The organism is Iodobacter fluviatilis (assembly GCF_004194535.1).
Taxonomy (GTDB): Bacteria; Pseudomonadota; Gammaproteobacteria; order Burkholderiales; family Chitinibacteraceae; genus Iodobacter; species Iodobacter fluviatilis_A.
This window is the reverse complement of sequence record NZ_CP025781.1, coordinates 1,823,778-1,849,241: the sequence shown is the minus strand read 5'-3', so window position 1 is coordinate 1,849,241 and position 25,464 is coordinate 1,823,778. Positions and strand designations below refer to the sequence as shown.

Sequence of the window (25,464 nt, the reverse complement as noted above, 5' to 3'; positions counted from 1 at the left end):
TCCAACCCCTGATGTCACAGCTTAAGCGGACAGTGCTTCTTTCATTGCCGCAATCACTCTATCAATCTCAGCCTTGCCTATTTGCCAGTGGCAAACAAAGCGCCATTGGCCCGCTTCTGTGCCATTAGATTTAATGCCACATTCGCTTAGATGAGCGAGCACTTGGGCTTCATCTACCGGTTGAGTGATTTCAAAAAACACCATATTGATTTGCAGCTGATCGGTGCAGACCCGCACATTGGCTAGCTCGGCTAGTTTTTTGCCTAGATACTGGGCATTAGCATGATCTTCACCTAGGCGTTGCGTCATTTCTGTGAGTGCCAATAGTGCAGGAGCAGCCAGCACGCCAGCTTGTCGCCAGCCACCGCCTAACAATTTACGTTTTTTGCGGGCGATTTCAATAAAGGTTTTGTCCCCGCTAAGATTGAACCTACTGGTGCGGCTAATCCCTTGGATAAGCAACACATCACGCTATCTGCATATTGGGTGATTTGCTTTACATCCACGCCCAAACTAGTGGCGGCATTAAACACCCGTGCGCCATCGAGGTGGACTTTTAGCCCTGCAGATTTTGCGGTTTCCCATACTTCTTGCATGGCGGCCAGCGGTATCACTCGGCCACTAGAATGGGCGTTTTCCATGCAGACGAGGCGAGTACGCGGTAGGTGGATATCGCCTTCGGGGCGAATGCGGCGGCGTACTTGTTCCGCGTCTAGCACGCCGTTTTGTGTGGGAATAGGGCGCAGATTGACGCCGGAAATCACTGCGGCTCCGCCAACTTCGTGCCATACAATATGGGAGTCTTCGCCCAAGATTACTTCATCACCACGCTCGCAGTGGGTAAAGAGCGCAAGCTGATTACCAAACGTGCCGGTGGGCACAAACAAGGCGGCTTCAAAGCCTAGTGTGGTCGCAGCAAGGCGCTCAAGCTCATTAACTGTGCTGTCATCACCATAAACATCATCACCCACTACCGCATTCATCATGGCAGTGCGCATGGCAGGGGTAGGCTGGGTGACGGTATCACTACGCAGATCGATCCATTGCATGTTTAAAGCTCCAAAAGGTGAAATTGCGCCGGAGGCGCTGTCTGTTCCCCTCTTTCGTTTGGGGAGAGGGTAGCTAGTTACTATGATCGTTGGGGGATTGCTCTCTATGAACAATTCTATTTTGAGTATGCCCTTTTGTGCATATCTTTAGGGCGTAAAAAATGCCCCGATCAATTCTCGGGGCATGCATGCGGCGAATTGCCTTATTTCTTTTTAGGATTAGCCACTGCAGGTTTATCTTTGGCAAGCAGCTCATTAATTACTTGAGTGATGGTGCCGTCTTCCTTGCCAACCATTGCTGGGCTGGTCACGTATTTTCCATTCACCACAAACATGGGTACGCCATCAACTTGGTAATCGCGTGTCATTTTCGCCAGTTTATTCATATTGGCGCTGCTGCTAAATGAGTTGTATTGGGCTTTGAATTTTTCTACATCGATGCCTTGTTTTTTGACCCAATCAAACAATACATCTTCTTTACGTAATTCAATGCGATCTTTTTGTACCGCGGTCATTACGGCTAGCTGTTGCTTGCCTTCTAAACCCATGGCTTGTAGGGCGATAAAGATTTTAGCGTGGCCTTCCATATCGCTACGGCCTGGCCATGCAACGTGTATGCGGCGGAAATTAACATTGGCCGGTAATTTACTTGCCCAGTCTTCCACATAAGGGGCTACGGTAAAGCAGTGTGGGCATCCATACCAAAAGAACTCGATGACTTCACTTTTGCCAGCCACTGCAACAGCTTGTGGCTTAGCCATTTTTTTATATTCAACACCTTCACGGATTTCTGCGTGGGCAAGGCTGGCGGCCAAAAGAGTAGTAGAGATAAGTAAGCGTTTGAGCCAAGTATTCAACATAAACTGATCCTGAAAGTTATTTCAATGCCAATTAAAAACGATCACATTCTTAGCTTTGCAGCGCGAGTAGCACCTTGTTTGAGGCCTTGCTGCTTACTTACTTGTTCTTGTTTTTAACTGTTTTTGAAATTATTTAACCACGGCGCTATCGACGCCATTGGATTTGAGTTGTGAGCGGGCGTTTTCTAATTCATTGCTAGAGTTAAATGGCCCAAGACGAACACGGTGCCAAATCCCTTTGCTTGGAACATCGCTGGTTTGGATACGGGCTTCAACGCCCAGTAAAGCCAGCTTGGCTTTAAGGTTATCTGCATCTTGCTCATTTTGGAATGCGCCAATTTGTAAATAAGCCCCTTTAGGGACTTCTACTTTTACTGGTGGGCTGGCTTCTGGCTTTTTAGGTTCTACCGGCTTAGCGACTTCGGCAGTTTTTTTGTCTGCAAGTTCCGGCAGCATCTTATAAAAGTCAAATCGTTCCCCATTGTCACTTTTTACTGTGGATGCGGTTGGTACTGGAGTAACAATGACTACGTCATTCTTTCCGCCAGGCGAAAGGACCTCTGGCTGCTGCGGCGCAACACCGGGTGGCGCAGAGGAGATCGCATCTGCTGGGGTTGTGCTGGCTTTTCCTGCAAAAGGATTGGCACTGCGGTTTAAAAATACGGCCACCGCTACGGCTACTGCAACACCGCCAAATAGGCCTATGAGTAAGCCTGTGAGCAATGATCCACCTCCGCCGCTTTTGCGACCATTAGGATTGTTGCTGCTGCGTGTTGTTTTTTTCATGTCTCTAGACATTGCTGATAGGGCCTCCGGTGTGGTGCTACACCGTGTTTATAAAAATTGGGCAGATTGGCCTATGCGCTAGCAGCCTGCCGAGTTTAGAACTGATCTACTGCAAAAGCGCCGGATTCGGCCATATTCCACGTACTATCCCATTAAAGAGCTCGTTATTCGCTTCAAAAACTCATGGCTTCTGTCTCGAGCCGGTCATTTTTTAGCTTGCGTCTAGGTAAAAGTTTCAATTCTTAAGCTGGGTGAATTAAGAAGATACATTGCTAATATTTTTTGCAAATTTTAGTGTTTTTTCATACTTAAACGCGGCTATTTTTATCTATCAAGCATTTTTATGTTGCGAGTTATATATCTTGCGGATTATACGGCTCTTTAGCCTTTTGGAGCAGTCGTAGTTCTTAGTTTTTTATAAGTTAATTCCCATTGTTACAAGGTAAATCCTTAAGGCATAAGTAATAATCTACTTTGCTTCTGTTGCATACTCAGTATAGGTTCCATATTGGGTTCTCTACATAGCCCCATGGTTAAATAATTTGATGCACTCATTAATTCAAGGAAATTTTACGTATTGTTGATGGGGGCAGATATAATTTGCTCTAAATCTAGATTCAATCAGGAAACAAACATGCAAGATCAGGGCAAAAAGATGTGGTCTGGCCGTTTTAACGAGCCGGTTACCGAACTCGTTAAGCGTTATACCGCCTCAGTAGATTTTGATAAACGCATGGCTGAAGTGGATATTCAAGGCTCTTTAGCGCACGCCACCATGCTGAATAAAGTGGGTGTGTTATCGATTGAAGACCTGAAATCGATTCAGGGCGGCATGGCCGATATCCTGAATGAAATCCGTGAAGGCACGTTTGAATGGAGCCTAGATTTAGAAGACGTGCACATGAATATCGAGCGCCGTCTGACGCAAATGATAGGCGATGCGGGTAAACGCTTGCACACTGGCCGTAGCCGTAATGATCAGGTTGCCACTGATATCCGCTTGTATTTGCGCGGCGCTATCGATTTGCTAGTGGGTTTGATTCACGAGTTACAAGCATCGCTGATCGATCTGGCTGAAAAAAACGCCTCTACCGTGATGCCAGGCTTCACCCATTTGCAAGTGGCTCAGCCAGTTACCTTTGGCCACCATATGATGGCTTACGTAGAAATGCTGGGCCGTGACGCTGAGCGTTTTATTGATGCGCGTAAACGTGTGAATCGCTTACCGCTTGGCTCGGCGGCATTGGCGGGTACCACTTATCCAATTGATCGCGAATACACCGCTAAATTGCTGGGCTTTGACGAAGTCTGCCAAAACTCGCTTGATGCGGTATCTGATCGCGATTTTGCGATTGAATTTACTGCAGCCGCTGCGCTGGTGATGACACATCTATCGCGTTTATCTGAAGAGCTGATCCTTTGGATGAGCCCACGTTACGGCTTTATTGATATTGCCGATCGCTTTTGTACCGGCAGCTCTATCATGCCGCAAAAGAAAAACCCGGATGTACCAGAGCTGGTGCGTGGTAAAACTGGTCGAGTCAATGGCAGCTTGATTTCACTGCTCACTTTAATGAAAGGTCAGCCGCTGGCTTACAATAAAGATAATCAAGAAGATAAAGAACCGCTATTTGATACAGTAGACACCCTGACTGATACGCTCAGAATTTATGCAGATATGATGCGCGGAATTACCGTAAAGCCAGAAGCCATGGTGCGTGCGGTGAAGCAGGGCTTCTCCACCGCAACTGATCTGGCAGATTACCTAGTTAAGCGTGGTATTCCTTTCCGCGATGCGCATGAGGCCGTGGCTTTGGCCGTGCGATATGCTGAGCAAAAACATAAAGACCTTGGTGATTTGCAATTGGTAGAGCTGCAAAGTTTTTCGCCGCTGATCGGCGAAGATATCTTTGAAGTGCTAACGCTAGAAGGTTCTTTAAATGCACGCAACCACGTGGGCGGCACTGCGCCGTTCCAAGTCTTAGTGCAAATTGCCAAATGGCGTGAAAAGCTAGGCTGCTAGTCTGGTGTGTCTCAAATGTAGGGTGGGCTTTATGCCTATACGCGCCTGTGCATTTGCAGCATAGGCATGCTGAAGCGCTGTGCCCACTCTACAAGTATTTTGTTTTTAAATGAATAAAAAGGCTGCTTCGGCAGCTTTTTTTAGGAGTCCATTATGGAATTGGAATGGCGTTGGTTTGGTTTGGCTGATTTTGATCCGCTCACTCTTTATGCTTATTTAAAATTACGCCAAGACGTGTTTATTGTTGAGCAAAACTGCGTGTATCCCGATATGGACCAATACGATGCCGTTTCTCAACATTTGCTGGGTTTGGATGAAAATGGCCGAGTCTTAGCTAGCTTGCGTCTCGTACCTCCGGGGCTTAAATATGCCGAGCCATCGATAGGTCGAGTGATTACCCATCCAGATGCAAGGCGCGGTGGTACGGGGTCTAAGCTGGTTAATGAGGGCTTGCGGATGTCTAGCCAGCTTTATCCTCAGCAAGGCCACCGTATTGGTGCGCAAGCGCATTTAAAGGGTTTTTACGCTTTGTTTGGCTTTGTAACGATTGGGCAGGAGTATTTAGAAGACGATATTCCGCATATCGATATGCTGATTGAGGCAGCTTAAATTTTACTCATTGCAGGGTAAGCCTTTCCCGTTATGCGGTGGTAAAGCGTGGCGATCAGCACCAGTAGGATAGCTCCGCTGGCAACGGGAGTGAGTAAAAACCACGCACTTAATGGCTTGGCAGTTAGAAAAAATAGCAGTGGATTGGCCCCTGCGGGTGGGTGAGTGGTTTTGCTTAGAACCATGGCAGCAATGGCAACCCCAACGGCTAGTGCGGCAAAAAAAGGCGTGTTAGGGGCGAGCGTATAGAAGGCAAAGCCTAAGCTGGCGCTGATTAAATGCCCACCAATCACGTTTCGCGGCTGTGATAGTGGCGCGTCCGGAAGTGCAAACAGCAGCACACAAGAAGCGCCAAATGGTGCCATGATTAAAGCAGCCATGCCAAATTGACTAAGGCTGGCGAGTAGTAAAATCGCTAAAAATCCACCTGATCCGGCTAGCAGCGCATGTTTTAAAGTTCGTTTATCCATGTTATCTCTCTTAACATACCAAACGATTGGTATGTTTTTTGCGGTTAAATATCCGCTTTGCTGTAAGGGTTTAAGCGCAGAGTCTTAGTAATGCTTGCTGTTGGCGCTGTAGCGGCTCGATATTGCCGTTGATGCGATACATCAAAACGCAGCCTTGTACGATGGCAAGCGCATCTTCGCTCAGTGCTTTGGCTTTATTGCTAGGGTAAAAAGCGTTGAATGCTTGGTAGTAGCAGCTTTGCCACTTACTGAAAAAATCTAGAATACCCTGCTTAAAAGGCCCTTCCCCCCCACTTATTTCTAAGCTTAAATTGGCGAGTAAACAGCCATTTGAGTGCTGCCAAAAGAATTCCTCAATCGCCAAATTAAACGCAGCTAGGCTGGTGGCGGGCTGATGAGGGTTGATTTGGGCAAAGATATGCTCATCAAAATAGGTTTCTAGTTCAAGCAAGGCGGCTAAGCCCAGCGCTTCTTTGCTGGCAAAGTGATGGTAGAGGCTGCCCTTGCTAATACCGCAGGCTTGGACAATTTCACCAATGCTGGTCGCTGCATAGCCTTTCATTCTGAAAAGGGCGGTGGCTTGCTCGATGAGTTGCTGCCTAGTGATTGGCTTTGCCATGGATATGCTCTGCGAAAAAAAACCAATCGTACGGTATGTTTTTGCTTTAGGCAAGTTCTGGCTACTTATATGTATAAGCGCATATACAAATATTAGGGTCTGTTGACGTTTTATTCGCGGCTCAGCGCAATTGCGAATGGAACGTCAACAAAACCTAGGTTTATGCTTTATTTTAAATAAAATTAATGCCAAAAAAGTATTTTAGTGAACAATTAAATTGCTTATATACCTTAAAGTTTGGTTAATCATTTCTTTATTTGTTTGATTAAGGAATAAATACCCCAATATACTTATGCAAGGGGAATCACCTATCGCTGAACCTATCCCCCAACGGTAAGCTGCAAACAGTACATACCCAGTGGGCTAAGGATTAAATAATATGCAAGTGATTGTAATCGGAGCTGGCGTTGTCGGCGTAGCAACTGCGCACTACCTGCGCGCAGCGGGATGCGAAGTCACCGTACTAGAACAACTAGACGGGCCTGCAACCGAAACGAGCTTTGCTAATGCGGGGCAGGTATCTCCTGGATACGCTGCTCCTTGGGCTGCGCCGGGCATCCCATGGAAAGCCGTTAAATGGCTGACTCAGCCCCATTCCCCACTTAAAATTCGCCCTGATGGCAGCTTGTTTCAGCTGTCGTGGATGGCAAGAATGCTAGCTAATTGCACCCATGCAGCTTACGAGCGTAATAAAGGCCGTATGGTGCCCTTGGCTGAATATAGCCGCGATTGCCTGCGCGATTTGCGTGAAGAGCTAGATCTCCAGTATGAGCAACGCAGCTTAGGCACTTTGCAGGTTTTCCGCACAGCCAAGCAGCTTGAAGCCGCTCAACGCGATTCAGATATCCTGAGCGCGATCGGTGTGCCGAATCATTTGCTGGATGCGCAAGGCTTGATCGATGTAGAGCCAGCGCTGGCGAGGGTGCCGGGTAAATTAGTTGGCGCTTTGCAATTGCCCAATGATGAAACGGGCGATTGCAAAATATTTACCGACGAGCTGGCAGCGCGTTGTGAAGCCGCCGGTGTGGTGTTTCGCTACGGCGTGACGGTTGAGCGCTTGATTGCTGCAAATCAGCAAGTTCGCCAAGTACAGCTTAAAGGCGGGGAAATCCTCGATGCCGATCATGTGGTGCTGGCCGCAGGCTGCACATCACGCGCCTTGGCTTTGCCGCTGGGTCTGGATTTACCGGTTTATCCGGTGAAGGGTTATTCGCTGACTATTCCTCTGAAAAACGCCGATGCCGCACCACGCTCTACCGTACTGGATGAGAGCTATAAAATTGCGCTGACTCGTTTTGATTCACGCCTGCGTGTGGGAGGCATGGCCGAAGTAGCGGGTTACGATCGGCATTTGGATATGAACCGCGTTGCTACGCTGGCGATGGTCACCAATGATCTGTTCCCTGATGCGGGGGACACCAGCAAGGGTGAGCCTTGGACGGGTTTACGCCCTATGACACCGGATGGCACTCCGCTGGTGGGCGGTACGTCTTATCCTAATCTGTGGCTGAACACTGGCCACGGCACATTAGGCTGGACGATGGCTTGCGGCTCTGGCCGTGTGTTGGCTGATTTGATCACCAATAAAAAAACAGAAATCGAAAGTAGCGGCTTGGCTTTGGCGCGTTATTGATGTTGGGGTGGATATTCGTCCGCCCCATTTTTTTTCATATTTTGTCAGCATTGCGCAATCATCCCCTCCCAATCTTCGCTAAAATAAGCGCACTCATTTATCGGTAGCGCCTTATGCATAGCAATCGCTTGTTCCCTACTACCCGTTTACGCCGTATGCGCCATGATGATTTCTCGCGCAGGATGATGCGCGAAAATCATTTAACTGCGAACAATCTGATTTTGCCGGTGTTTGTTTTAGATGGGACAAATCGCACTGAGGCGATTGCATCTATGCCAGGGGTCAGTCGCCAGAGTCTGGATCAGCTATTTTATACCGCCGAGCAAGCAGTCAAGCTGGGTGTGCCTGCTCTGGCATTGTTCCCTGTTATTGAGCAAGATTTAAAAACGCTGGATGCGGCTGAGGCCTGGAACCCGAATGGCTTAGTACCACGCGTAGTGCGTGAGTTAAAAGCGCGTTTTCCGGAGCTAGGTTTGATTTCAGATGGTGCGCTTGACCCATATACCATACATGGTCAGGACGGTATTATTGATGCCAATGGCTATGTGCTAAATGAAGAAACCGTGGCTGCACTGATACAGCAAGCGCTTTGCCATGCTGAGGCGGGCGTCGATATCATTGCGCCATCGGACATGATGGATGGTCGTATTGGTGCGATTCGCAAGGCTTTGGATGCTGATGATTTTATCAACACTCGCATCATGGCCTACTCGGCAAAATACGCATCGGCATTTTACGGCCCTTTCCGCGATGCCGTGGGTTCAGCCGCTAATCTGGGCAAGGCTGATAAAAAGACTTACCAGATGGACCCTGCCAATCTGAACGAAGCCTTGCACGAAGTAGCGCTCGATTTGGCAGAAGGCGCTGATATGGTGATGGTGAAGCCGGGCATGCCTTACCTAGATGTAGTGCGCCGCGTGAAAGATGAATTTGCCGCGCCGACTTTTGTTTATCAGGTATCTGGCGAATACGCCATGATCAAAGCCGCAGTGCAAAACGGCTGGCTGAATGAAGAAGCGGTGGTGCTGGAAAGCTTAATGGGCTTTAAACGCGCCGGTGCAGATGGGATTTTGACTTACTACGCATTGGATGCGGCTAGGTGGTTGGCAGGGAAGTGATTGCTAAGAGGGTAAATCCAACATGAGATAAGCTTGGTTTCGTTCTTAGCAAACAAAGAAACTACCCGAGCCACACTCTTGGCACAGGGCTTTAGAGTCCCCTTGAAACACGCCGTAGCGAGGAGGGGCGGGGTTTCGGCAAGGGAGCGAGGCAGCGAGCCAATCCCGCCCGCCGCCGACTCGATTGTCCGCAGCGAAGGGGCCCTCGTGTTTTTGAGGTTGCGGCTTTGGTTCTTTTCTTGGCCGTTCAAGAAAAGAACGCCCCCGCGGTGGCTATCGCTCCAAAATCAATGTGCCGAAGGCATTAAAAAATAGTCTTTTGTTTCGCAGGTTTGAAAATCGGCTCCGTGCAAGCACGTAAGCCGATTTTTTTTGCATATACTTGCTGGCGTACTGCGCTATCGCCGATCGACACAAACCGTCGCTCAGCGAAGCTTTGATTACGCCCTAACTTGATACCGCGTCGGATCAGCCAACCCTGCATTGGCAAAACCAGCGCTACGCAGGCGGCAGGCTTCGCATTGGCCGCAGGCGCGGCCTTCTTCGTCGGCTTTGTAGCAGGTTACGGTAAGTGCGTAATCCACGCTTAGCTCGGTGCCTTTTTGGGCGATTTCTGCCTTGGTGAGTTTCAGCAGGGGGGTGTGGATGGTGAGTTTTGATCCTTCAACGCCCACCTTAGTCGCCAGCCTTGCCATGGCTTGAAAAGACGCAATATATTCTGGGCGGCAATCTGGGTAGCCTGAGTAATCCACGGCATTCACGCCAATAAAAATATCATCGGCTTTCAGCACTTCGGACCATGCCAGCGCGTAAGAGAGCAGCACGGTATTGCGTGCGGGCACATAGGTCACAGGGATTTCACCTGGCTTGCCGCCGTCGATGGGCACATCAATATTGGCGTCGGTAAGTGCCGACCCGCCAAAGCCTGCTAAATCAATTTTCAAAATGCGGTGTTCAACTGCGCCTAGTGCTTCTGCTACTCGTGCGGCGGCTTTCAGTTCGGCATTATGTTTTTGGCCGTAATCAAAAGACAGGCAATAGGGTGCAAAGCCTTCTGCTTTGGCAATGGCAAGGCAGGTGGCAGAATCGAGGCCGCCGGAGAGTAAGATCACTGCTGGTTTTTTGGTCATGATGTTTTCAATTTAAATAGTGTTTATGGATTGATGGCAATGATTTTGGTGGTTTGCTCTGTGCATTGCTTATTTAGGCAAATACCGGAAAACCAGATTTCACCATTGCCGATCATTGCGCCATTGCTATTGCGAAACAGCGTTTCTGCTGTTTGTGCCAGCACGGCCGCTTTTACCTTGGGCGTGATAATTTTTGGGTACTGAGCAATAAACTGCGGCGCTTTCAGTGTTTTTTTCTTTAGCAGATTCACTCGCAGGGGAAAGTGGGCCAGCTTGGCTACGCTGGCGGCATCGTCTTTGGCGATGGCCGTTTGCAGTGATTTTAAAAACTCACCTAGCTGAGCTGTGGTCATTCCATCTGGGCCTGTTGATTCTGCTTGAGCAAATGTAGCTACCAACGCAAATACAGCTAGAAAATAGCGCATAAGATCACTTTAGAAGTTGTGGCTGAGCCAAGCGTTGCAAGGTTTTTTCTGCCAAATCATGATAAAGATTGGTGCCAAAGAGGCGTGCTACGCTGGATGAGATCATCGCGGCGGCCAAAATTGAAATCACCATCGAATGGCCATCGGTCATCTCAATTAAAATAATGGCCGAAGTGAGCGGTGCTCGTGTTACTGCGGCCAGCATGGCGGCCATTCCAATGGCGATCAGTTTGATATGGATGCTGCTATCAAACCATGGCAGAAACCAGCTACTTACCCCTGCGCCCATGGAGAGCGACGGGGCAAAAATACCGCCAGGCAAGCCCGTTAAAAAAGTGGCTAGCAGGCCTAAAAACTTCAGTGGTAAAAAGTACCATGCCATCGTGCCATGCCCACTCACTACATCACTGGTGATTTCTGCTCCACTGCCAAAAATGGGCGCTGCCAGCCCCATGCAGGCAATCAAAAATCCGCAAGCTGCAATAAATAGATAGGGTTGGGCTGCTCGCCACATCCTTACTTTTATGGGCAACCAGCGATCTTGATGCACGCATAGCCAAGAAAAAAAACCACCAATTAACCCCGCACTTACCGCTACGATCAACATTGGCCATAAAATGCTGTAATTAAACCCTGGTACATGGATACGGCCAAAATAGGTGTAGTCCCCTTGAATGGCTAAAGAAACCACCCCAGCTAAAATCACCGCACCCAGTAATTTACCCGATGTTTTTTCCTCTACTGAGCGTGCTAGCTCTTCAAAGGCAAACACAATCCCTGCTAATGGTGTATTAAATGCTGCAGCAATCCCCGCTGCACCGCCTGCCAGAATAAGTTGGCGGCGAAAAACAGCATCAGATAAAGGAATAAAGCGGCGGCAGGCATACATTAAGCTTGCGCCAATTTGCACCGTTGGGCCTTCACGCCCGAGTACAAAGCCGCAGCCAAGGCCAGCAACTACGGCAACAAACTTGGCGAAGGCAATGCGCAGGCTGAGTAATTGTCGGATGATGGCGGGCTCATCTGTTACCTGCAATGCCGCCATAGCCTGTGGAATGCCGCTGCCTTCCGAGCCTTTGCCGATTCTTTGCATTAGCCAGCGTATTGCCATGCCACCAAAGGGCAGGGCAAAAAAAGGCCACCACGCCCAGCGTTGGCTAAGACTATGAAATATGGCCAAGGCACCATCAGCCGCCTTGGCCAGAATAACCGCGACAAGGCCTACTAAGGCGGCACCAAACCAGAGAGCCAGTGTGGCGCGGCTACGCTCTGGTAAGTGTTTGATACGTACTAGCCAGCGTTTCCAATACATGTGCTTGCCTGTTAAACGCCGGGACGTTCACCCCAGAGGATTTTGTGTAATTGCACCTGCATACGCACGGGTAAATGGTCTTTCAGTACCCAGGCGGCAAGGTCGGCGGGTTGCAGTGTTTCCCACACAGGTGACATTAGCACAGGGGCTAATGTTTCCAAGCGACGCTCGTGGATTAAATTGCGCGCCCATTCGTAATCGCTACGATCGCATAAAACAAATTTTACTTCGTCTTGTTTGCTCAAATAATCGAGGTTTTCCCAATGCATTTTGGACAACTCCCCCGAACCCGGTGTTTTGATATCCAGAATGCGGGAAACGCGCGGGTCCACATCGGCAATCGATAATGCTCCACTGGTTTCTAGGCTGAGTGAGTAGCCAGCATCGCAAAGCAAGCGCATTAGCTCGTGCACGCCTTTTTGCGCCAGTGGTTCGCCACCCGTTATGCAGATATGGTGGGTGTTAAATGAGGCAATCTTATCAAGGATAGTTTGAAACGATTGCGTTTCGCCACCGGTAAAAGCGTAGGCGCTGTCGCAATAGCCACAGCGCAATGGACAGCCGGTGAGGCGAACAAACACGGTAGGTAGGCCCATGCGGGTAGTTTCACCCTGCAATGAGCAGAAGATTTCGGTAATGCGTAATGCGTCTTTCAAGATAATGCTCCTGGCCGGAGAACAGTCCGGTGGAAATAAAAACGGCGTCAACCCATTCGGTGACGCCGAGTAAATAATACTGCGTGTTCACACTTAAAGTGAATAAAAACACTTAGAAAAACGTGAGTTGTTTATCGCGTATCCCAAATTCAAAGTGATTTTACTCAGTTTTAGCTTTGAGTGATGGAGTTTGTGATGTTTAGTCGGTGGCTAATAATGCCTTTTTGGCCGCTGCGGCTTTTTCTGCCTGTGGGTATTTTTCGATAAGCTGTAATAAGTATTTACGTGAGGATTTTTTATCCCCTTGAGCATTGGCTACAATCGCTAAGCCAAATAGTGCATCGGGCGCTCGCGTTTCGTCATTACTAGCCAGCACCTGTTGAAACGAATTTTGTGCGCCCTTAAACCCCTTTAAAGCGGTTTGGCTGGTGCCCATCCAATACCATGCGCTTGGGACTAGCGTGCTGCTACTGTTGTCAGTGATAAATTTCTGAAACCCTAAAATTGCTTCTTTATGCTTGCCTGTGCGGCTTAGCTGTACGATATCATCTAATTGCTGCTGTTCAGAAACCACGGCTGCTGCTTTGCTTTCTACTTTTGCTAGCTCCATGGCACGCATCCGCGCATCTAGATCGGTATACAGATCTTTCTGACGTTTGGCGGCTTCATCTAAGTTAAATTGCAGTACTTCATTCTGGCCACGCAAAGTGGATAGCTCTTGCCGCAGTTTTTCTAGCTGGCCAAGTAATTCAATTGAACGGCTATTGCCCGCCTCTAATTGCATCAAACGTTCATCGGTTTTCTTTTGTGCTTGAACTTGAGCATCACGCAGATTATTTAATTGCTGACGAGCTACGTTGTCATCAAATAGACCCGCATGAGCCTGAATAGAGAAAGCAAGCAGAAGCAGAGTAGCAATTCGTTTCATAGATTGGTGGTCTGATTTGAAGTGAGAAGGGAAACGGACGAGTCTAACCCGTCCGTGGCAAAGCCTATGCGCTTTTTATATCAGCAGCAAGTGACTATTGAGTCGCTTCACCGTTGTAAACGATTTCAGCACGACGATTACGTTCACGCACGGCATCGCTATCGCCTGCTTCAAGTGGGCGCTCTTCACCAAAGCTTACTGTTTCGATCTGGTTATCTGGGACACCCAGCACATTTAACATTTTACGTACGGAATCTGCACGCTTTTGGCCCAAGGCTAAGTTGTATTCTGCAGTACCACGCTCATCAGTGTGGCCTTGCAGGATGATTTTTGCATCCTTATGGGTGTTCAGGTATTTAGCATGGGCTTGCACAAGCTCATGGAAATCTGGGCGCACAATAAAGGAATCAAAATCAAAATACACACGACGGCTAGACAGAATATTGTTTGGATCTGTTAGCTCGGTAAATGTCTTTGTCTGGCCTTGCGTGAGATCGACGGTGCTTGGGTTTGTCGTTGATTGCGATGTAGATGTGTTTGAACTCGTTGAGCCGCTAGTATCAGCAGGAGTTGTAGGTACAGGGGTGCTGGCGCAAGCGGCGAGCAGGGCCGTCATGATTAAACTAAGCGCTACTTTTTTCATTGTCTTCTTCCTTAGATCTTACATCTTAAAGAAATCAAATAAATCCAAACTTTGGTCATATGACATTTAGCTTGGCATAAGTTCCGCAAGTGGTACCTTTACCGTAAAATGGGGCCCCATGCGGGTTGTCTTACATCTCCTGCTTGCGCTCTAAGGCGCTGTTTGACTCTTCCATCACTTGAAACAGCTGCCAGTACTCCTCGCCCACCTATTTTTGATTCATATAAAATCATTTGGCCGTTTGGTGCAAAGCTCGGTGAGTCGTCTGAGCTGGAGTCGGTAAGCGTTTGAACTTGGCGCGTACTCAAATCCATAATAGCGACTCGGTAGCCACCGTCACGGGTGATAAAGGTTAAGTTTTTACCATCTGGGCTGAGCTTGGCCGAGCTATTGTAACTACCTTGAAAGCTTACCCGTTCTGTATTACTACCATTACTATTCATACGATAAATTTGTGGGCTGCCACCGCGATCAGAGGTGAAGTAAATAAAGCGCCCATCCGGTGAGAACGCAGGTTCGGTATTGATTTCACCGCCTCGGCTAAGTTGGCGTAAATCACTACCATCGGTGTTAACGAGGTAAATTTGTGAACTGCCACTTTGGGTGAGTACTACCGCTAGCTCACGGCCATTGGGAGACCACGCCGGAGCGTAGTTGCTACCCTTAAAACCTGCTGCTCTCCAACGGCGGCCTGAAGCCAACTCGTGCACATACACCACGGGTTTTTGATCTTCAAAAGAAACATAGGCCAATTTGCTGCCATCCGGTGACCATTTTGGCGACATAACGGGTTGTTTGGAAACCAAAATAGCCTGGGAGCCAAAGCCATCAGCATCAGACACCTGTAACTCAAAGCGTGCGCCTTGTTTGAGTACATAGGCAATCCGCGAGTTAAACGCGCCTGACTGACCGGTGATTTGCTGATAAATCAGGTCGGCAATTTGATGTGCTACACGGCGCATTTGCCCAGCAGTAGCGTTACGCTCCCAAGAGATCAACGGTTTTTTGCTGGCTAGATCAATCAGCCAGAATTGCACCTTAAATCCTCCCGCATCTGGTGTTACCCGGCCGATGGCCATGGTTTGCGCACCTTTTGCCAGCGCCGTTGTGTAGTTTATTTGTTCAGGTGAAAATGGTACTGGTGATAAATCACCTGCGCCAATTACTTTAAACAAGCCACTGCGTGTTAAATCATCATTAATTACCGGCGTGAGTGCTTGTTTTTGCTGGTTTTCATTTTGAAAAGGAGCGATTGCAATTGGATATTGCGATGCGCCTACGCCAACTACATCAATGGTCATATCTGCATGAGCCACACTACTGAGCAACAAGCTTGCGGCCAGTAGCTTAAAAAGTTTACGCCACAGCATTATTGGAGTTCTCCAGAAAATAAAAACGGCACGGATGGTGCTATAGGTCACCCTCTTCTGTTTCGGTAGTGGGCTAGCAGCCTGTCGGACTTAAGACTGATCTACTACGGAAAAGCCGGATATGGCTAGATTTCACGCATTTTCTCGTTGAATAGCCAGCTATTCGCCTCAAAAACCCGCTAAATCTGCCTCAAACCGGTCTTTCCCTCGCTATGATCGCTTAAGTCCGACAGGCTGCTAGAGGGCAACGCTCTGCGTAAGATGAGTCTTCTTCTGCCTGAATAAAAGGGAATGGCTCTAATCATTCAAGCGGAACATAATTGTCATATTGCGCAAATCACCGCTAAATGCCTGCCCATCTGGTAAGGGGGGCATGCGTTGTAAGGCCAAAATGGCACGTTTTGCGGCTTCGTCGTACATTGTCTCACCACTAGATTTCAGTAGCGTCACTTCTTGAATCTCGCCATTGGGTAGTAAGTTAATTCTGAATTCAGCCGATGGATTGCCCTTAGGATTGGGGTAGACCAATTTGGACCGAATCAGTTGCGAAACTTTACTGCGATAGTCGGCTAGCCCTTTCTTGGCAATTGGGCTATTGCCGCTGCCCGAGCCTGGGCCAGTATTGACGGTTGAATTGGGGTTATTGCCTTTGCCGCCGAGTTTGGCTCCTGGCTTGCTTGGCTCTAATAAACTGCCTTCTGAGAGGGCATCTTCAAAAGCAGATCTTTTTGGAGGTGCTTTAACTAACGGCTTGGGAGCCGTAGTGGGCTTTGCTACAGGAGCAGCCGTAGGTTTTACGCTGGCTTTAGGCGGCAGAGTAGGTATAGGCGTCGGCACTGGCGTTGGCTTAGCTGTTGGCCGCGGAGCCAGCGTTGGTTTTCCTTTTGCTGTGGCAATCTCGGCAGGTTTTTCTGGCAAAGGCTCTGGCTTAGGCATCTGCTTAGGTGCTTTTGTTGGAGACGTTTCTACCGCAGGTGTTGTTTGCTGGCTGGCTGCTGGCGAGCCGCCCCATAGCTCTACCACAACCGGCTCTTGCTTTTGGGTTTGCCAATTCATGGATAGCAATAAGCCCAACACTAGTAGCAGGTGCATGGCCGCTGCCAGTACAAAGGCTAGCTTGCGATGCTCATTACGATTTACGGTTTGTCTCATATCACTTCGGCTGAACGAGCAGGCCAACTCGGGCAATATTGGCCTGTTTTAAAGCGTCCATCGCATTCATAACTTGCTCGTAACGGATGGATTTATCTGCAGCAATCACCACAGGGCGATTGGGAGTAATGGCTTGTTTGGCCTGCACACTGGCGACGAGGGCTTTTAGATCGGCTAGATCGCTGCTTTCTTCCTTATCATGCAGCTTGATTGCGCCAGCAGCATCAATTTCCACGCGCAGTGGGGCGACATTCACTTCCTGATCGGATTTGCCAACGGTGGGGAGATTCACCACGCCTTGCTGCATCATGGGTGTGGCCACCATAAAGATCACTAGCAAAACCAGCATCACGTCGATATAGGGAACGACATTGATCTCGTTTTTAATCCTGCGTGCGCGGCGAGCCATTATTTCACCTGACGTTGCAAGATATTAGAAAATTCTTCGATAAAGGTATCAAAGCGGTTGGCGAGCTTGTCGACATCATTGGCAAAGCGGTTATAGGCAACCACAGCCGGAATAGCGGCAAATAGGCCGATGGCGGTGGCAACCAGTGCTTCGGCAATACCGGGGGCTACGGTGGCTAAGGTAGCTTGGCCCACATTTGCTAGGCCGGTAAAGGCATTCATAATGCCCCAAACCGTGCCAAACAGCCCGATATAGGGGCTGATAGAGCCAACAGTGGCTAAAAATGCGGTGTGTGCATCTAGCTCATCTAGTTCGCGCTGGCAGGCGGCACGCATGGCGCGGCGGCTGCCTTCCATCACGTCGGATAATTCCATATTGCCGCGCTCACCTGCACGCTGACGCAATTTTAAAAACTCGCCAAAGCCCGCTTGAAATATTTTTTCCATGCCCAGCGTTTGGCCACGGCGCACTTGATCGTAGAGCGTGGCGAGGTCTGCACCATTCCAAAAACGACTTTCAAAGTCTTCGGTTTGTTTTCTGGCGTGTGAAATTGAAAAATGCTTGCTGAAAATATACCACCAAGACATAAACGACATGATCAGCAAGAGTCCCATCACCGCTTGTACTACAGGGCTGGCGTGTAAGACTAAAGTGATAATTGATAAATCCTGATTTGCTGCAGCAACGTCCACTTTCATTATTCCTTGCATTCTTAAAGGCGGGTGTTGGCTCGCCGTGTTGTCAAAGTAAAGCTACGCGTACTTGAAGCTTTGCGGCATGAAACACTATCTTAGCTTGGGTTAAAAAACCAAACTCGTTGAATACTTCCATTAATGACTTCGTAGGCGGCGGCAACTTCAATAGGATGCTCGCCCATACCCACCACCCGCTCGTGGTCGATTACTTTGTTTCCAATGACCATTCGGTTTAACAGCTCAGCATGCAGGTTTGGCAGATTGAAACGCTTCGACACATAGTGTGCAGCTAGGGCTGCTCGGCCCTGAAGGAGAGGTTCCGCTTTGCCAGCCTGATAAACAAGCACTGATTCAGCGTACCAAGCCACAAAGCGCTCTAAATCGTGCGCGTTGTAAGCATCAAGCTGGCCTTGGACAATTATTTCTGCGGTGAGGCGTTGTTCCATTGCAAACCCTGACATTATTCAAATCAATCTTTGGGTGTAAAGCCAAAGTGTTCATACGCAGACAGTGTAGCAATTCGGCCGCGTGGTGTTCTTTGTAAAAAGCCTTGTTGAATCAAGTACGGTTCAATCACGTCTTCAATGGTATCGCTTGATTCGCCAATGGCTGCCGCTACGTTGTCTAGCCCTACTGGGCCACCAGCAAATTTCTCTAGGATGGCAGATAAAAGCTTCCTATCCATGACATCCAGCCCCGCGTGATCTACGTCTAGCATTGATAGCGCGGCGTCCGCTACTTCACGGGTGACATGGCCGTCGGCTCGTACTTCGGCGTAATCCCTTACGCGGCGTAGCAAGCGGTTAGCAATGCGCGGTGTACCCCGTGATCTTCGCGCAATTTCGAAGGCACCGTCAGGTGCGATATTCACCTTGAGTAATTGCGCCGAACGTGTAGTGATGCGGGTTAGCTCTTCTGGGGTGTAGAACTCCAGCCTTGCCACAATACCAAATCGATCACGTAGTGGATTGGTCAGCATCCCTGCACGAGTGGTGGCCCCAATCAAGGTAAATGGCGGTAGGTCGAGCTTTACCGATCGAGCCGCTGGGCCTTCACCTATCATTAAATCGAGCTGAAAATCTTCTAGCGCTGGGTAGAGAATTTCTTCTACTACGGGGCTTAGGCGGTGAATTTCATCGATAAACAACACGTCATGCGGTTCTAGATTCGTCAAAATTGCCGCTAAATCGCCCGCTCGCTCCAGTACAGGGCCGGAGGTTTGGCGCAAATTAACCCCCAGCTCGCGGGAAATAATATGCGCCAGCGTGGTTTTGCCAAGACCCGGTGGGCCAAATAGTAAAACGTGATCGAGTGCTTCACCGCGTTTTTTTGCAGCTTCAATAAAAATCTCTAACTGCCCACGCGCCTTGGCTTGGCCCACGTATTCGTCGAGTAATTTAGGACGCAGCGCGTGTTCTTGTTTCTCTTCTTGTGATGACATTTTTTTACTGCTGATCAGGCGATCAGCAGGTGCAGAAGAGAGCGCATCAGTTTCGATCATGGCAGGCGATCCAGTCGGGTAAAGCGGCTTGTGGCGTAGCAATAAGTCAGCACAACAACGCTGGCGACACTAAAGCCTGCAATGATATCGGAGAAATGGTGCACGCCTAGTACTAGCCGAGCCAAGCCACCCAATATTGCGGCGCAAACAGCGAGGGTAAACCAAAGGCTACGTTGCTGTGGACGGTAGTGAGTGGCGATGATGGCTAATACAAAAGACATAATCCAAGCGCTCATAGCGTGGCCGCTGGGGAACGATGGGCCGTGGGCTGAGGCTAAGAATTCTAGGCTAGGTCTTGGGCGAAGAATGGTAAATTTGAGCAGGGCATTCAGTACCCAGCCGCTTAAAATAGCCAATGGAAGGCCTATCGCATCCCAGTGTTGGCGGGTTTTTCTCCAGATGGCGGCACTAATCAGCGCTGCCAGTAGTAGGGAGCCAAATGCACTGCCAAACCAAGCTAGCACTTTGCTTGCCGCAATAAGGGCCTGAGGCCCGCCGTACAGCGCATTGCCGATAGCATCATCGAATGCATTGAGCTGCGGTGTGCCTAGGGCTGAGGCTAGCACAATAAAAATAAGGGTGCCGGCAAGGGCGGTGATAGCCAGAGTGCGCATTTAAATTTTAACCAGTTGTTTAAGGGCACGCCGAATGCCGTCAGACACATCTACATCCGTCGCGAACTCTTTGACCGCGCTACTGGCTTCGCGTTCGCTATAGCCTAAGGCAATTAATGCATGGTGCACATCGTCTTTATTTGAAACAGGCGCTTGAAACAACGCGCTTTTATCATTTACAGCAGTCATAATAGGCAGGTTATTGAGCTTGCCACGTAGTTCTAGTACTAGTCTTTCTGCTGTTTTTTTACCAATTCCTGGTACTTTAGCAAGGCGAACAAGGTCTTCTGCGGCAATGGCTTGTGCAAGTTCATCTGTATTCATGCCTGATAAAATAGCCAGTGCAATTTTTGCGCCAATACCGCTTACTTTAATCAGCGAGCGAAAAGTATCGCGTTCTGGCTTGGTGGCAAAACCATACAAAAGCTGCGCATCTTCGCGTACAACCATGTGAATAAATAAGCTTGCTGGCTGCCCTGTGTGGGGTAGCACATAAAACGTACTCATCGGCACATCTACTTCGTAGCCCACGCCATTGGTTTCAATCACAATTTGTGGGGGCTGTTTTTCGATCAGGGTTCCGGCAAGGCGTCCGATCATGATGTGCATCTCTAAATGAAAGCGGGGATTATAAATGCCTGAGATTGGCTTGACGAATTGGACGTTAGGTATTTTTTGCTGGATCTGTATGCAGCAAGTTCATGCAGCGCCTGTCCGATTGCTGACGCAGCAACAATTGCCCTATAGCAATCAGCAGGATAATGGTCACCAAAGTGGAGTTGCTTTGGAGACAGTACGCTGTGTAATGACTAAGTTGCAGCGCCCTGTGGATATAAAGTTTGTGCCTTGGAAACGCGCACAACGTTTTGTTAAATTGGGTGAGGCGGATGGGTTTTTCTCTGCTTCACGAAATAGTGAGCGAGATCATTATGCTACGCTTTCGCAAATGATTGCTCCTCAGCAGTGGCGCTGGTATTTCCGCTCTGAAAGTTTGGCTAAACCTTTGAGCGAGGAGTTTCGCCTTTCCGCAACGGTAGGCGCTTATTTTGGTTCTAATATGCTTGCCTGGCTAAAAAAAGGTGGTTATCGCATCTATGCCACGCCGCCAGCGCATGATCAGCTATTAAAAATGCTGCTTGCTGGCCGAGTTGATGCAGTGTTAGCTAGTGATTTAGCCATGAATGAAGCGATTCACTTGGCCCATGTAGAGCAAAAAGTACGCTCCGAATTACAAGAAGATAAACCGCTAGGTGTGTATTTTTCGCATCATTTCTTAAAAAAAGAGCCTGATTTTTTAACGCGCTTTAATGCTCAGTTGCCGTCTTGTCGCATAAAGTTTTAAAGCAGAGCTTCAAAGACCTTAAGGGGGCTGTTTGTCGCGCCCATCTCGGCCTATATGCAGCAAGTAGCGCCTACCATGCGTGAAGATTTAAGCCAGTCGCCCACGTTTAATGGTGAGCCCTAAGCTGGCTAGTTGTTTCATCGCGCCGCTATCGTGCTGAGCGTGGGTGAGGGCGACGGCCAAGGCATCTGCGGCATCGGCTTGTGGCGCACCGTTTAGGCGTAGCATACGTTGTACCATTTGGCTGACTTGTTCTTTATCGGCATGACCATTGCCTACTACTGCTTGTTTGACTTGTAGCGCGGTGTATTCGCCGATAGGTAAATCAGCCAATACCAGTGCGGACATCGCCGCGCCGCGTGCTTGACCTAGCATTAAGGTGGATTGTGGGTTGACGTTTACAAACACAATTTCAACTGCGGCAATATCAGGCTTATAGGTTTCAACTACTTCCGCAATGCCGCGCAAAATTGATTTTATGCGGGTGGCCAATTCACCGCCAGGAGTACGGATGCAGCCTGATGCAACATACGTTCGGTTTTGCCCGTCTACATCGATCACACCAAAACCGGTCACTCTAGAGCCGGGGTCAATTCCTAAAATACGCATTAATCGTTGCCTAAAACGGTATCGCCCTTGGCAAAGGTCCAAGTGCGGCTGATGCTAATCACATCAGTATCTTTACGAATTTCATCAGGAAATTTACCAAAAGGCGCGGCCATTTTAACGATGCGTAATGCAGCAGCATCAAGCTCCTTATTGCCTGATGATTTACTGATTTCTGCCTTGCGTACATTGCCGTTTGCATCAATTTCTACCGAAACCAATAAACGGCCATACATTTTATTGCCTTGCCCATCTAAAGGGTACGTTAGTGCTCCGACGCGTTCCATTTTCATCCGCCAATCTTCAACATAGCGGGCAAAACGATATTCACGCGCCCTCGCACCAATAAAGGTCATACGAGGTCGGCTTTGATAAGCACTGGTTTGCTTACTAATTTGTGCTGCTAAGCCCGCAATTTCAAGCGCTTGTTGTTTTAATTGCTCACTATCTTGGCCGGTATCCGCTACTTGCGTGCTTTTGCCTAAATCTTGTGCAATATGGGTATTTGCCTTGAGCTGTAGCATTAGTTTTTCTGCGTCAGCTTCAAGTTTTTTTTGCTGCTCTTTAACCTGTTCTACCTCTTTAGATGGCAAATTATCGTTAGCAGGTAAAGGTGATTTTACGTGTTGATTTGCCACATCGGTATTGCCACCACCATTGAGGTTGGCTTGGGCAAGCGCATCAGCTTTCAGTGCGTCTTGCAAAGTGCGCTGATTTACTAGGACCACTTCAAGTGGTTGCGCAGAAAAGAGAGTCTTAGGGTCGGGCATTACAAATTTCATGCCAAAAATCGGAACGGCATGGGCCAGTATCGATAACATGACGCCCAGAGCCATAAACCGTTGCGCTCTATCCATTGTTAGCCCATACATACTTAAGATTTTTAATCGCGGGAGTGTAGCACAGCGTTGCGATACTCACTTGCTGCTAAAATAGTTCATTCATCTACCCGTCAGGATAAATAAATAATGATTAAGTATTTTTTTACGCTATTACTAGTCTGTACCCCATTGGTTTGGGCGGAGGATGGGGCTAAGGTTGCCGCCAAATACAATTGTTTGGGGTGTCATGCGATTGATAGTAAAATTGTAGGGCCATCTTATAAGGATGTTGCTGCAAAATATCGCGGGCAAAAAGATGCAGAAGAAATGTTAATGAAAGAAGTGCGTGCGGGTTTGCCAGGCGGAAAATGGGGAAAAATTCCTATGCCAGCTCAGCAAATTGAAGAGAAAGATTTAAAAATTATTATCCATTGGGTGTTGTCTCATTAATACCATACCGCCCATATGGCAAAACGAGTTATTGCATTGCGGCGGCGACTTGATTATGCTGCCTCCCCATTTGGTGGGGTGTATGCTCGTAAGTTTATGTTCTGTCTAGTATTTGTTTCAATATGTTGAAACAACACAGCAGTTCACACGCCCCGCCCCCATTTGCAGAAAGGGAGAACCACCATGGCCAAACTCACGGAACAAGAAATCATTAGCTGGAATGGTTCAGAAGATGATTACATGAACTCGGATCACCTCGAGTTTTTCCGAGCTAAGCTTCTGCAAATGAAAGCAGAGCTTTTGGCTAATGCCAATCAGACCAGCCAACACTTGCAAGAACAAGAAGCTACGCCAGATCCTGCTGATCGCGCTACTTTGGAAGAAGAATACGCATTAGAGCTACGTACACGGGATCGTGAGCGTAAGCTATTGATGAAAATCGACTCCACCTTGCGTAAATTGGACGAGGGTAATTACGGTTACTGCGAAGACACGGGTGAGCCTATTGGCTTGCCGCGTTTAGTAGCTCGCCCAACGGCCTCCATGTCTTTGGAAGCGCAAGAGCGTCGTGAACGCATGAAAAAACAGTACGCAGATTAATGCCCTGTTTTTATGAGTAACAGTGCTGAGACTATCGCTAAAGCGCGAGATTTAGTCGCCCAAACCCGTGCCCGCACAACGCCTGCACGGGTACGTGTGCTGGCGGCTTTGCTAGATGCCCAGCGGCCGCTATCCCATCTAGATGTCTTGGCCGCGCTGCAGCCTGCGATTGATCGTGTCACAGTCTATCGCGTGCTTGATTGGCTCAATGAACAACATTTGGCGCATAAGCTATCTGGGGATGATCGAGTTTGGCGCTTTTCTGTTGCACCTGCTCCACACCATCATGCGCATTTTCAGTGTGAAGAATGCGGTCGTTTTTTCTGTTTAGAAAATGTTAGCAGTGATTTACCTGTAAGCTTACCTGTGCAATTCATGGCACGTACGGTGGAAATCACGGTTAAAGGCATTTGCGCCGACTGTCGATAGACGCTAATCTCTTCCCTCCACATGGAAAATAAAAACTTGCCGCAGCGTAGACGGCAATGCGACAGGGGAAGCATATGCAATACCAAACAGATGACGTCCGTATTCGTGAAATAAAAGAACTACTCCCCCCGATTGCTGTGATGGAAAAGTTTCCAGTCAGTGAAGTGGCTTCCGTTACGGTATTTGAAACCCGCCAAGCGATTCAGCGCATCCTGCAGGGCACAGATGATCGTCTGCTAGTGGTGATTGGGCCCTGCTCAATCCACGATACTACGGCTGCCCATGAATATGGGGCTAAGTTAAAAGTGTTGCGCGAGTTGCACAAAAACGATCTTGAAATTGTGATGCGGGTTTACTTTGAGAAGCCGCGCACTACGGTGGGCTGGAAAGGTCTGATTAATGATCCTTACCTAAATGGCAGCTTTAATATCAATGATGGCTTGCGTATTGCGCGTAAATTGCTGGTTGATTTAAACAATGATGGCATGCCAACTGCCGGTGAATTTCTAGACATGATTACGCCGCAATACATGGCGGATCTAATGAGCTGGGGTGCAATTGGTGCCCGTACCACTGAATCACAGGTGCACCGTGAATTAGCTTCGGGCTTATCTTGCCCGGTTGGTTTTAAAAATGGCACCGATGGCAATTTAAAAATTGCCTTGGATGCGATTCGCGCATCTAGCCAATCCCACCACTTTTTGTCTGTGACAAAAATGGGCCATTCGGCGATTGTTGCAACGGGAGGCAATCCTGATTGCCATATTATTTTGCGTGGTGGTAAAGAGCCTAATTTTGATACCAACCATGTACAAGCTGCGGCTGCAGATTTAGCTAAAGCGGGTTTACCACAAAAAATCATGGTTGATTTTAGCCACGCTAATAGCAGCAAAGATTACCGCCGTCAGGTGAATGTATCGGCTGATGTTTGTGCTCAATTAGCCCGTGGTAATAATGCGATTTTTGGTGTGATGGTTGAAAGTCATATTGTGGGAGGCCGCCAAGACCATGTGGAAGGAACACCTCTAACTTATGGGCAATCGATTACCGATGGTTGCATTAGTTGGGATCAAACTGAAACCATGTTGAGCGATTTAGCACAGGCGGTGCTTGATCGCCGTGCAATTGCCAAGGTGCATATTTAAGCGCTGGATGATTTAACCGTCAAAAATGCTTCGTTGTGAACTGCACCCCAAAAGTTGGACACCAATCTA

Annotated in this window: 29 protein-coding genes and 1 pseudogene; 9 read left to right on the top strand and 21 right to left on the bottom strand. The window is 48.5% G+C overall.

All coding sequences use genetic code 11. The annotated features are described in order from the left end of the window. Positions 1–21: 21 nt before the first annotated feature. The 3 genes and pseudogenes from C1H71_RS08270 to C1H71_RS08260 all read right to left on the bottom strand — a co-directional run bounded on the left by C1H71_RS08270 (position 22) and on the right by C1H71_RS08260 (position 2,695). A pseudogene (locus tag C1H71_RS08270) lies at positions 22–986 on the bottom strand (threonine aldolase family protein). A gap of 266 nt (positions 987–1,252) precedes the next feature. Continuing rightward, positions 1,253–1,909, bottom strand: coding sequence for a thiol:disulfide interchange protein DsbA/DsbL (locus C1H71_RS08265; protein ID WP_130106127.1), 657 nt, complete (start codon positions 1,907–1,909; stop codon positions 1,253–1,255). A 129-nt stretch (positions 1,910–2,038) separates the two neighbouring features. After that, on the bottom strand, positions 2,039–2,695 hold the full coding sequence (locus tag C1H71_RS08260; RefSeq protein WP_130106126.1) for an SPOR domain-containing protein: 657 nt from the start codon (positions 2,693–2,695) through the stop codon (positions 2,039–2,041). Between the two features lie 634 nt (positions 2,696–3,329). Here C1H71_RS08260 and argH point away from each other — a divergent pair. Both argH and C1H71_RS08250 read left to right on the top strand, forming a co-directional pair. Further along, complete coding sequence (gene argH, locus C1H71_RS08255) at positions 3,330–4,718, top strand: argininosuccinate lyase (RefSeq protein ID WP_130106125.1); 1,389 nt, start codon at positions 3,330–3,332, stop codon at positions 4,716–4,718. A 153-nt stretch (positions 4,719–4,871) separates the two neighbouring features. Continuing rightward, a complete protein-coding gene (locus tag C1H71_RS08250; RefSeq protein ID WP_130106124.1) occupies positions 4,872–5,327 on the top strand; it encodes a GNAT family N-acetyltransferase in 456 nt (151 codons plus the stop codon). Here the strand turns inward: C1H71_RS08250 and C1H71_RS08245 are convergent. Next, entirely contained in the window at positions 5,324–5,797 is a 474-nt protein-coding gene (locus C1H71_RS08245) for an HPP family protein (RefSeq protein WP_130106123.1), read from the bottom strand. The genes C1H71_RS08250 and C1H71_RS08245 overlap by 4 nt on opposite strands. A 70-nt stretch (positions 5,798–5,867) precedes the next feature. Further along, entirely contained in the window at positions 5,868–6,416 is a 549-nt protein-coding gene (locus C1H71_RS08240; protein ID WP_130106122.1) for a TetR/AcrR family transcriptional regulator, read from the bottom strand. Between the two features lie 379 nt (positions 6,417–6,795). Between C1H71_RS08240 and C1H71_RS08235 the strand changes: the two genes are divergently transcribed. Together C1H71_RS08235 and hemB are read left to right on the top strand one after the other, a co-directional pair. Then, positions 6,796–8,049, top strand: a complete 1,254-nt coding sequence (locus C1H71_RS08235; protein ID WP_130106121.1) for a D-amino acid dehydrogenase — start codon at positions 6,796–6,798, stop codon at positions 8,047–8,049. Between the two features lie 113 nt (positions 8,050–8,162). Next, the gene (hemB, locus tag C1H71_RS08230; protein WP_130106120.1) at positions 8,163–9,167 is read left to right on the top strand and encodes a porphobilinogen synthase; all 1,005 of its coding nucleotides are present in this window, start codon (positions 8,163–8,165) and stop codon (positions 9,165–9,167) included. A 440-nt stretch (positions 9,168–9,607) separates the two neighbouring features. Here the strand turns inward: hemB and queC are convergent, their stop codons facing one another. The 14 genes from queC to ruvA form a co-directional block, all read right to left on the bottom strand. Then, on the bottom strand, positions 9,608–10,297 hold the full coding sequence (gene queC / locus C1H71_RS08225) for a 7-cyano-7-deazaguanine synthase QueC (protein ID WP_130106119.1): 690 nt from the start codon (positions 10,295–10,297) through the stop codon (positions 9,608–9,610). Positions 10,298–10,320: 23 nt separating this feature from the next. Then, the gene (locus C1H71_RS08220) at positions 10,321–10,722 is read right to left on the bottom strand and encodes a hypothetical protein (protein ID WP_130106118.1); all 402 of its coding nucleotides are present in this window, start codon (positions 10,720–10,722) and stop codon (positions 10,321–10,323) included. A gap of 4 nt (positions 10,723–10,726) precedes the next feature. Beyond that, positions 10,727–12,034: a chloride channel protein gene (locus tag C1H71_RS08215; protein WP_130106117.1), complete on the bottom strand. Its 1,308-nt coding sequence runs from the start codon at positions 12,032–12,034 to the stop codon at positions 10,727–10,729. A gap of 11 nt (positions 12,035–12,045) precedes the next feature. After that, entirely contained in the window at positions 12,046–12,690 is a 645-nt protein-coding gene (gene queE, locus C1H71_RS08210) for a 7-carboxy-7-deazaguanine synthase QueE (protein ID WP_262488416.1), read from the bottom strand. Between the two features lie 199 nt (positions 12,691–12,889). Then, positions 12,890–13,618 (bottom strand): YbgF trimerization domain-containing protein, encoded by a 729-nt coding sequence (locus C1H71_RS08205; protein ID WP_130106116.1) that lies wholly within the window; start codon positions 13,616–13,618, stop codon positions 12,890–12,892. A gap of 94 nt (positions 13,619–13,712) precedes the next feature. Next, positions 13,713–14,261: a peptidoglycan-associated lipoprotein Pal gene (gene pal, locus C1H71_RS08200; protein ID WP_130106115.1), complete on the bottom strand. Its 549-nt coding sequence runs from the start codon at positions 14,259–14,261 to the stop codon at positions 13,713–13,715. A 98-nt stretch (positions 14,262–14,359) separates the two neighbouring features. Continuing rightward, positions 14,360–15,631 (bottom strand): Tol-Pal system beta propeller repeat protein TolB, encoded by a 1,272-nt coding sequence (gene tolB, locus C1H71_RS08195; protein WP_130106114.1) that lies wholly within the window; start codon positions 15,629–15,631, stop codon positions 14,360–14,362. A gap of 297 nt (positions 15,632–15,928) precedes the next feature. Then, entirely contained in the window at positions 15,929–16,783 is an 855-nt protein-coding gene (locus C1H71_RS08190; RefSeq protein WP_130106113.1) for an energy transducer TonB, read from the bottom strand. A gap of 1 nt (position 16,784) precedes the next feature. Then, the gene (gene tolR / locus C1H71_RS08185; protein WP_130106112.1) at positions 16,785–17,192 is read right to left on the bottom strand and encodes a protein TolR; all 408 of its coding nucleotides are present in this window, start codon (positions 17,190–17,192) and stop codon (positions 16,785–16,787) included. Next, positions 17,192–17,890 carry a protein TolQ gene (gene tolQ, locus C1H71_RS08180; RefSeq protein WP_130106111.1) on the bottom strand — a complete coding sequence of 233 codons (699 nt, stop codon included), beginning with the start codon at positions 17,888–17,890 and terminating at the stop codon, positions 17,192–17,194. Before tolQ ends, tolR begins: the two co-directional genes overlap by 1 nt. A 92-nt stretch (positions 17,891–17,982) precedes the next feature. Next, on the bottom strand, positions 17,983–18,333 hold the full coding sequence (locus C1H71_RS08175; RefSeq protein ID WP_130106110.1) for a nuclear transport factor 2 family protein: 351 nt from the start codon (positions 18,331–18,333) through the stop codon (positions 17,983–17,985). A gap of 23 nt (positions 18,334–18,356) precedes the next feature. Then, positions 18,357–19,388, bottom strand: a complete 1,032-nt coding sequence (ruvB, locus tag C1H71_RS08170; RefSeq protein WP_130106109.1) for a Holliday junction branch migration DNA helicase RuvB — start codon at positions 19,386–19,388, stop codon at positions 18,357–18,359. Next, positions 19,385–20,002 carry a phosphatase PAP2 family protein gene (locus C1H71_RS08165; RefSeq protein WP_130106108.1) on the bottom strand — a complete coding sequence of 206 codons (618 nt, stop codon included), beginning with the start codon at positions 20,000–20,002 and terminating at the stop codon, positions 19,385–19,387. The genes ruvB and C1H71_RS08165 overlap by 4 nt, the downstream gene beginning before the upstream one ends. Continuing rightward, entirely contained in the window at positions 20,003–20,602 is a 600-nt protein-coding gene (ruvA, locus tag C1H71_RS08160; RefSeq protein WP_130106107.1) for a Holliday junction branch migration protein RuvA, read from the bottom strand. Positions 20,603–20,690: 88 nt separating this feature from the next. On the opposite strand from ruvA, the gene C1H71_RS08155 reads away from it, so the two are divergent. After that, positions 20,691–21,344, top strand: a complete 654-nt coding sequence (locus C1H71_RS08155) for a substrate-binding periplasmic protein (protein WP_188053672.1) — start codon at positions 20,691–20,693, stop codon at positions 21,342–21,344. 87 nt (positions 21,345–21,431) lie between these two features. Here C1H71_RS08155 and ruvC read toward each other — a convergent pair whose 3' ends face one another. Together ruvC and C1H71_RS08145 are read right to left on the bottom strand one after the other, a co-directional pair. Further along, positions 21,432–21,953 carry a crossover junction endodeoxyribonuclease RuvC gene (gene ruvC, locus C1H71_RS08150; RefSeq protein ID WP_130106105.1) on the bottom strand — a complete coding sequence of 174 codons (522 nt, stop codon included), beginning with the start codon at positions 21,951–21,953 and terminating at the stop codon, positions 21,432–21,434. Beyond that, on the bottom strand, positions 21,953–22,807 hold the full coding sequence (locus C1H71_RS08145) for an energy transducer TonB family protein (protein ID WP_188053670.1): 855 nt from the start codon (positions 22,805–22,807) through the stop codon (positions 21,953–21,955). Before C1H71_RS08145 ends, ruvC begins: the two co-directional genes overlap by 1 nt. Positions 22,808–22,918: 111 nt before the next feature. Here C1H71_RS08145 and C1H71_RS08140 point away from each other — a divergent pair, with 111 nt between their 5' ends. The 4 genes from C1H71_RS08140 to aroG all read left to right on the top strand — a co-directional run bounded on the left by C1H71_RS08140 (position 22,919) and on the right by aroG (position 25,395). Continuing rightward, positions 22,919–23,221, top strand: a complete 303-nt coding sequence (locus C1H71_RS08140) for a c-type cytochrome (RefSeq protein ID WP_130106103.1) — start codon at positions 22,919–22,921, stop codon at positions 23,219–23,221. Between the two features lie 183 nt (positions 23,222–23,404). Next, positions 23,405–23,821: an RNA polymerase-binding protein DksA gene (gene dksA / locus C1H71_RS08135; protein WP_130106102.1), complete on the top strand. Its 417-nt coding sequence runs from the start codon at positions 23,405–23,407 to the stop codon at positions 23,819–23,821. A 12-nt stretch (positions 23,822–23,833) separates the two neighbouring features. Continuing rightward, positions 23,834–24,250 carry a Fur family transcriptional regulator gene (locus C1H71_RS08130; RefSeq protein ID WP_130106101.1) on the top strand — a complete coding sequence of 139 codons (417 nt, stop codon included), beginning with the start codon at positions 23,834–23,836 and terminating at the stop codon, positions 24,248–24,250. A gap of 74 nt (positions 24,251–24,324) precedes the next feature. Continuing rightward, the gene (gene aroG, locus C1H71_RS08125) at positions 24,325–25,395 is read left to right on the top strand and encodes a 3-deoxy-7-phosphoheptulonate synthase AroG (protein WP_130106100.1); all 1,071 of its coding nucleotides are present in this window, start codon (positions 24,325–24,327) and stop codon (positions 25,393–25,395) included. Positions 25,396–25,464: the final 69 nt, after the last annotated feature.

Excerpts from the sequence above, each read along its gene's own strand:
- C1H71_RS08265 (WP_130106127.1), bottom strand. The coding sequence starts at position 1,909 with ATGTTGAATACTTGGCTCAAACGCTTACTTATCTCTACTACTCTTTTG.
- C1H71_RS08260 (WP_130106126.1), bottom strand. The coding sequence starts at position 2,695 with ATGAAAAAAACAACACGCAGCAGCAACAATCCTAATGGTCGCAAAAGC.
- argH (WP_130106125.1), top strand. The coding sequence starts at position 3,330 with ATGCAAGATCAGGGCAAAAAGATGTGGTCTGGCCGTTTTAACGAGCCG.
- C1H71_RS08250 (WP_130106124.1), top strand. The coding sequence starts at position 4,872 with ATGGAATTGGAATGGCGTTGGTTTGGTTTGGCTGATTTTGATCCGCTC.
- C1H71_RS08245 (WP_130106123.1), bottom strand. The coding sequence starts at position 5,797 with ATGGATAAACGAACTTTAAAACATGCGCTGCTAGCCGGATCAGGTGGA.
- C1H71_RS08240 (WP_130106122.1), bottom strand. The coding sequence starts at position 6,416 with ATGGCAAAGCCAATCACTAGGCAGCAACTCATCGAGCAAGCCACCGCC.
- C1H71_RS08235 (WP_130106121.1), top strand. The coding sequence starts at position 6,796 with ATGCAAGTGATTGTAATCGGAGCTGGCGTTGTCGGCGTAGCAACTGCG.
- hemB (WP_130106120.1), top strand. The coding sequence starts at position 8,163 with ATGCATAGCAATCGCTTGTTCCCTACTACCCGTTTACGCCGTATGCGC.
- queC (WP_130106119.1), bottom strand. The coding sequence starts at position 10,297 with ATGACCAAAAAACCAGCAGTGATCTTACTCTCCGGCGGCCTCGATTCT.
- C1H71_RS08220 (WP_130106118.1), bottom strand. The coding sequence starts at position 10,722 with ATGCGCTATTTTCTAGCTGTATTTGCGTTGGTAGCTACATTTGCTCAA.
- C1H71_RS08215 (WP_130106117.1), bottom strand. The coding sequence starts at position 12,034 with ATGTATTGGAAACGCTGGCTAGTACGTATCAAACACTTACCAGAGCGT.
- C1H71_RS08205 (WP_130106116.1), bottom strand. The coding sequence starts at position 13,618 with ATGAAACGAATTGCTACTCTGCTTCTGCTTGCTTTCTCTATTCAGGCT.
- pal (WP_130106115.1), bottom strand. The coding sequence starts at position 14,261 with ATGAAAAAAGTAGCGCTTAGTTTAATCATGACGGCCCTGCTCGCCGCT.
- tolB (WP_130106114.1), bottom strand. The coding sequence starts at position 15,631 with ATGCTGTGGCGTAAACTTTTTAAGCTACTGGCCGCAAGCTTGTTGCTC.
- C1H71_RS08190 (WP_130106113.1), bottom strand. The coding sequence starts at position 16,783 with ATGAGACAAACCGTAAATCGTAATGAGCATCGCAAGCTAGCCTTTGTA.
- tolR (WP_130106112.1), bottom strand. The coding sequence starts at position 17,192 with ATGGCTCGCCGCGCACGCAGGATTAAAAACGAGATCAATGTCGTTCCC.
- tolQ (WP_130106111.1), bottom strand. The coding sequence starts at position 17,890 with ATGAAAGTGGACGTTGCTGCAGCAAATCAGGATTTATCAATTATCACT.
- C1H71_RS08175 (WP_130106110.1), bottom strand. The coding sequence starts at position 18,333 with ATGGAACAACGCCTCACCGCAGAAATAATTGTCCAAGGCCAGCTTGAT.
- ruvB (WP_130106109.1), bottom strand. The coding sequence starts at position 19,388 with ATGATCGAAACTGATGCGCTCTCTTCTGCACCTGCTGATCGCCTGATC.
- C1H71_RS08165 (WP_130106108.1), bottom strand. The coding sequence starts at position 20,002 with ATGCGCACTCTGGCTATCACCGCCCTTGCCGGCACCCTTATTTTTATT.
- ruvA (WP_130106107.1), bottom strand. The coding sequence starts at position 20,602 with ATGATCGGACGCCTTGCCGGAACCCTGATCGAAAAACAGCCCCCACAA.
- C1H71_RS08155 (WP_188053672.1), top strand. The coding sequence starts at position 20,691 with ATGCAGCAAGTTCATGCAGCGCCTGTCCGATTGCTGACGCAGCAACAA.
- ruvC (WP_130106105.1), bottom strand. The coding sequence starts at position 21,953 with ATGCGTATTTTAGGAATTGACCCCGGCTCTAGAGTGACCGGTTTTGGT.
- C1H71_RS08145 (WP_188053670.1), bottom strand. The coding sequence starts at position 22,807 with ATGGATAGAGCGCAACGGTTTATGGCTCTGGGCGTCATGTTATCGATA.
- C1H71_RS08140 (WP_130106103.1), top strand. The coding sequence starts at position 22,919 with ATGATTAAGTATTTTTTTACGCTATTACTAGTCTGTACCCCATTGGTT.
- dksA (WP_130106102.1), top strand. The coding sequence starts at position 23,405 with ATGGCCAAACTCACGGAACAAGAAATCATTAGCTGGAATGGTTCAGAA.
- C1H71_RS08130 (WP_130106101.1), top strand. The coding sequence starts at position 23,834 with ATGAGTAACAGTGCTGAGACTATCGCTAAAGCGCGAGATTTAGTCGCC.
- aroG (WP_130106100.1), top strand. The coding sequence starts at position 24,325 with ATGCAATACCAAACAGATGACGTCCGTATTCGTGAAATAAAAGAACTA.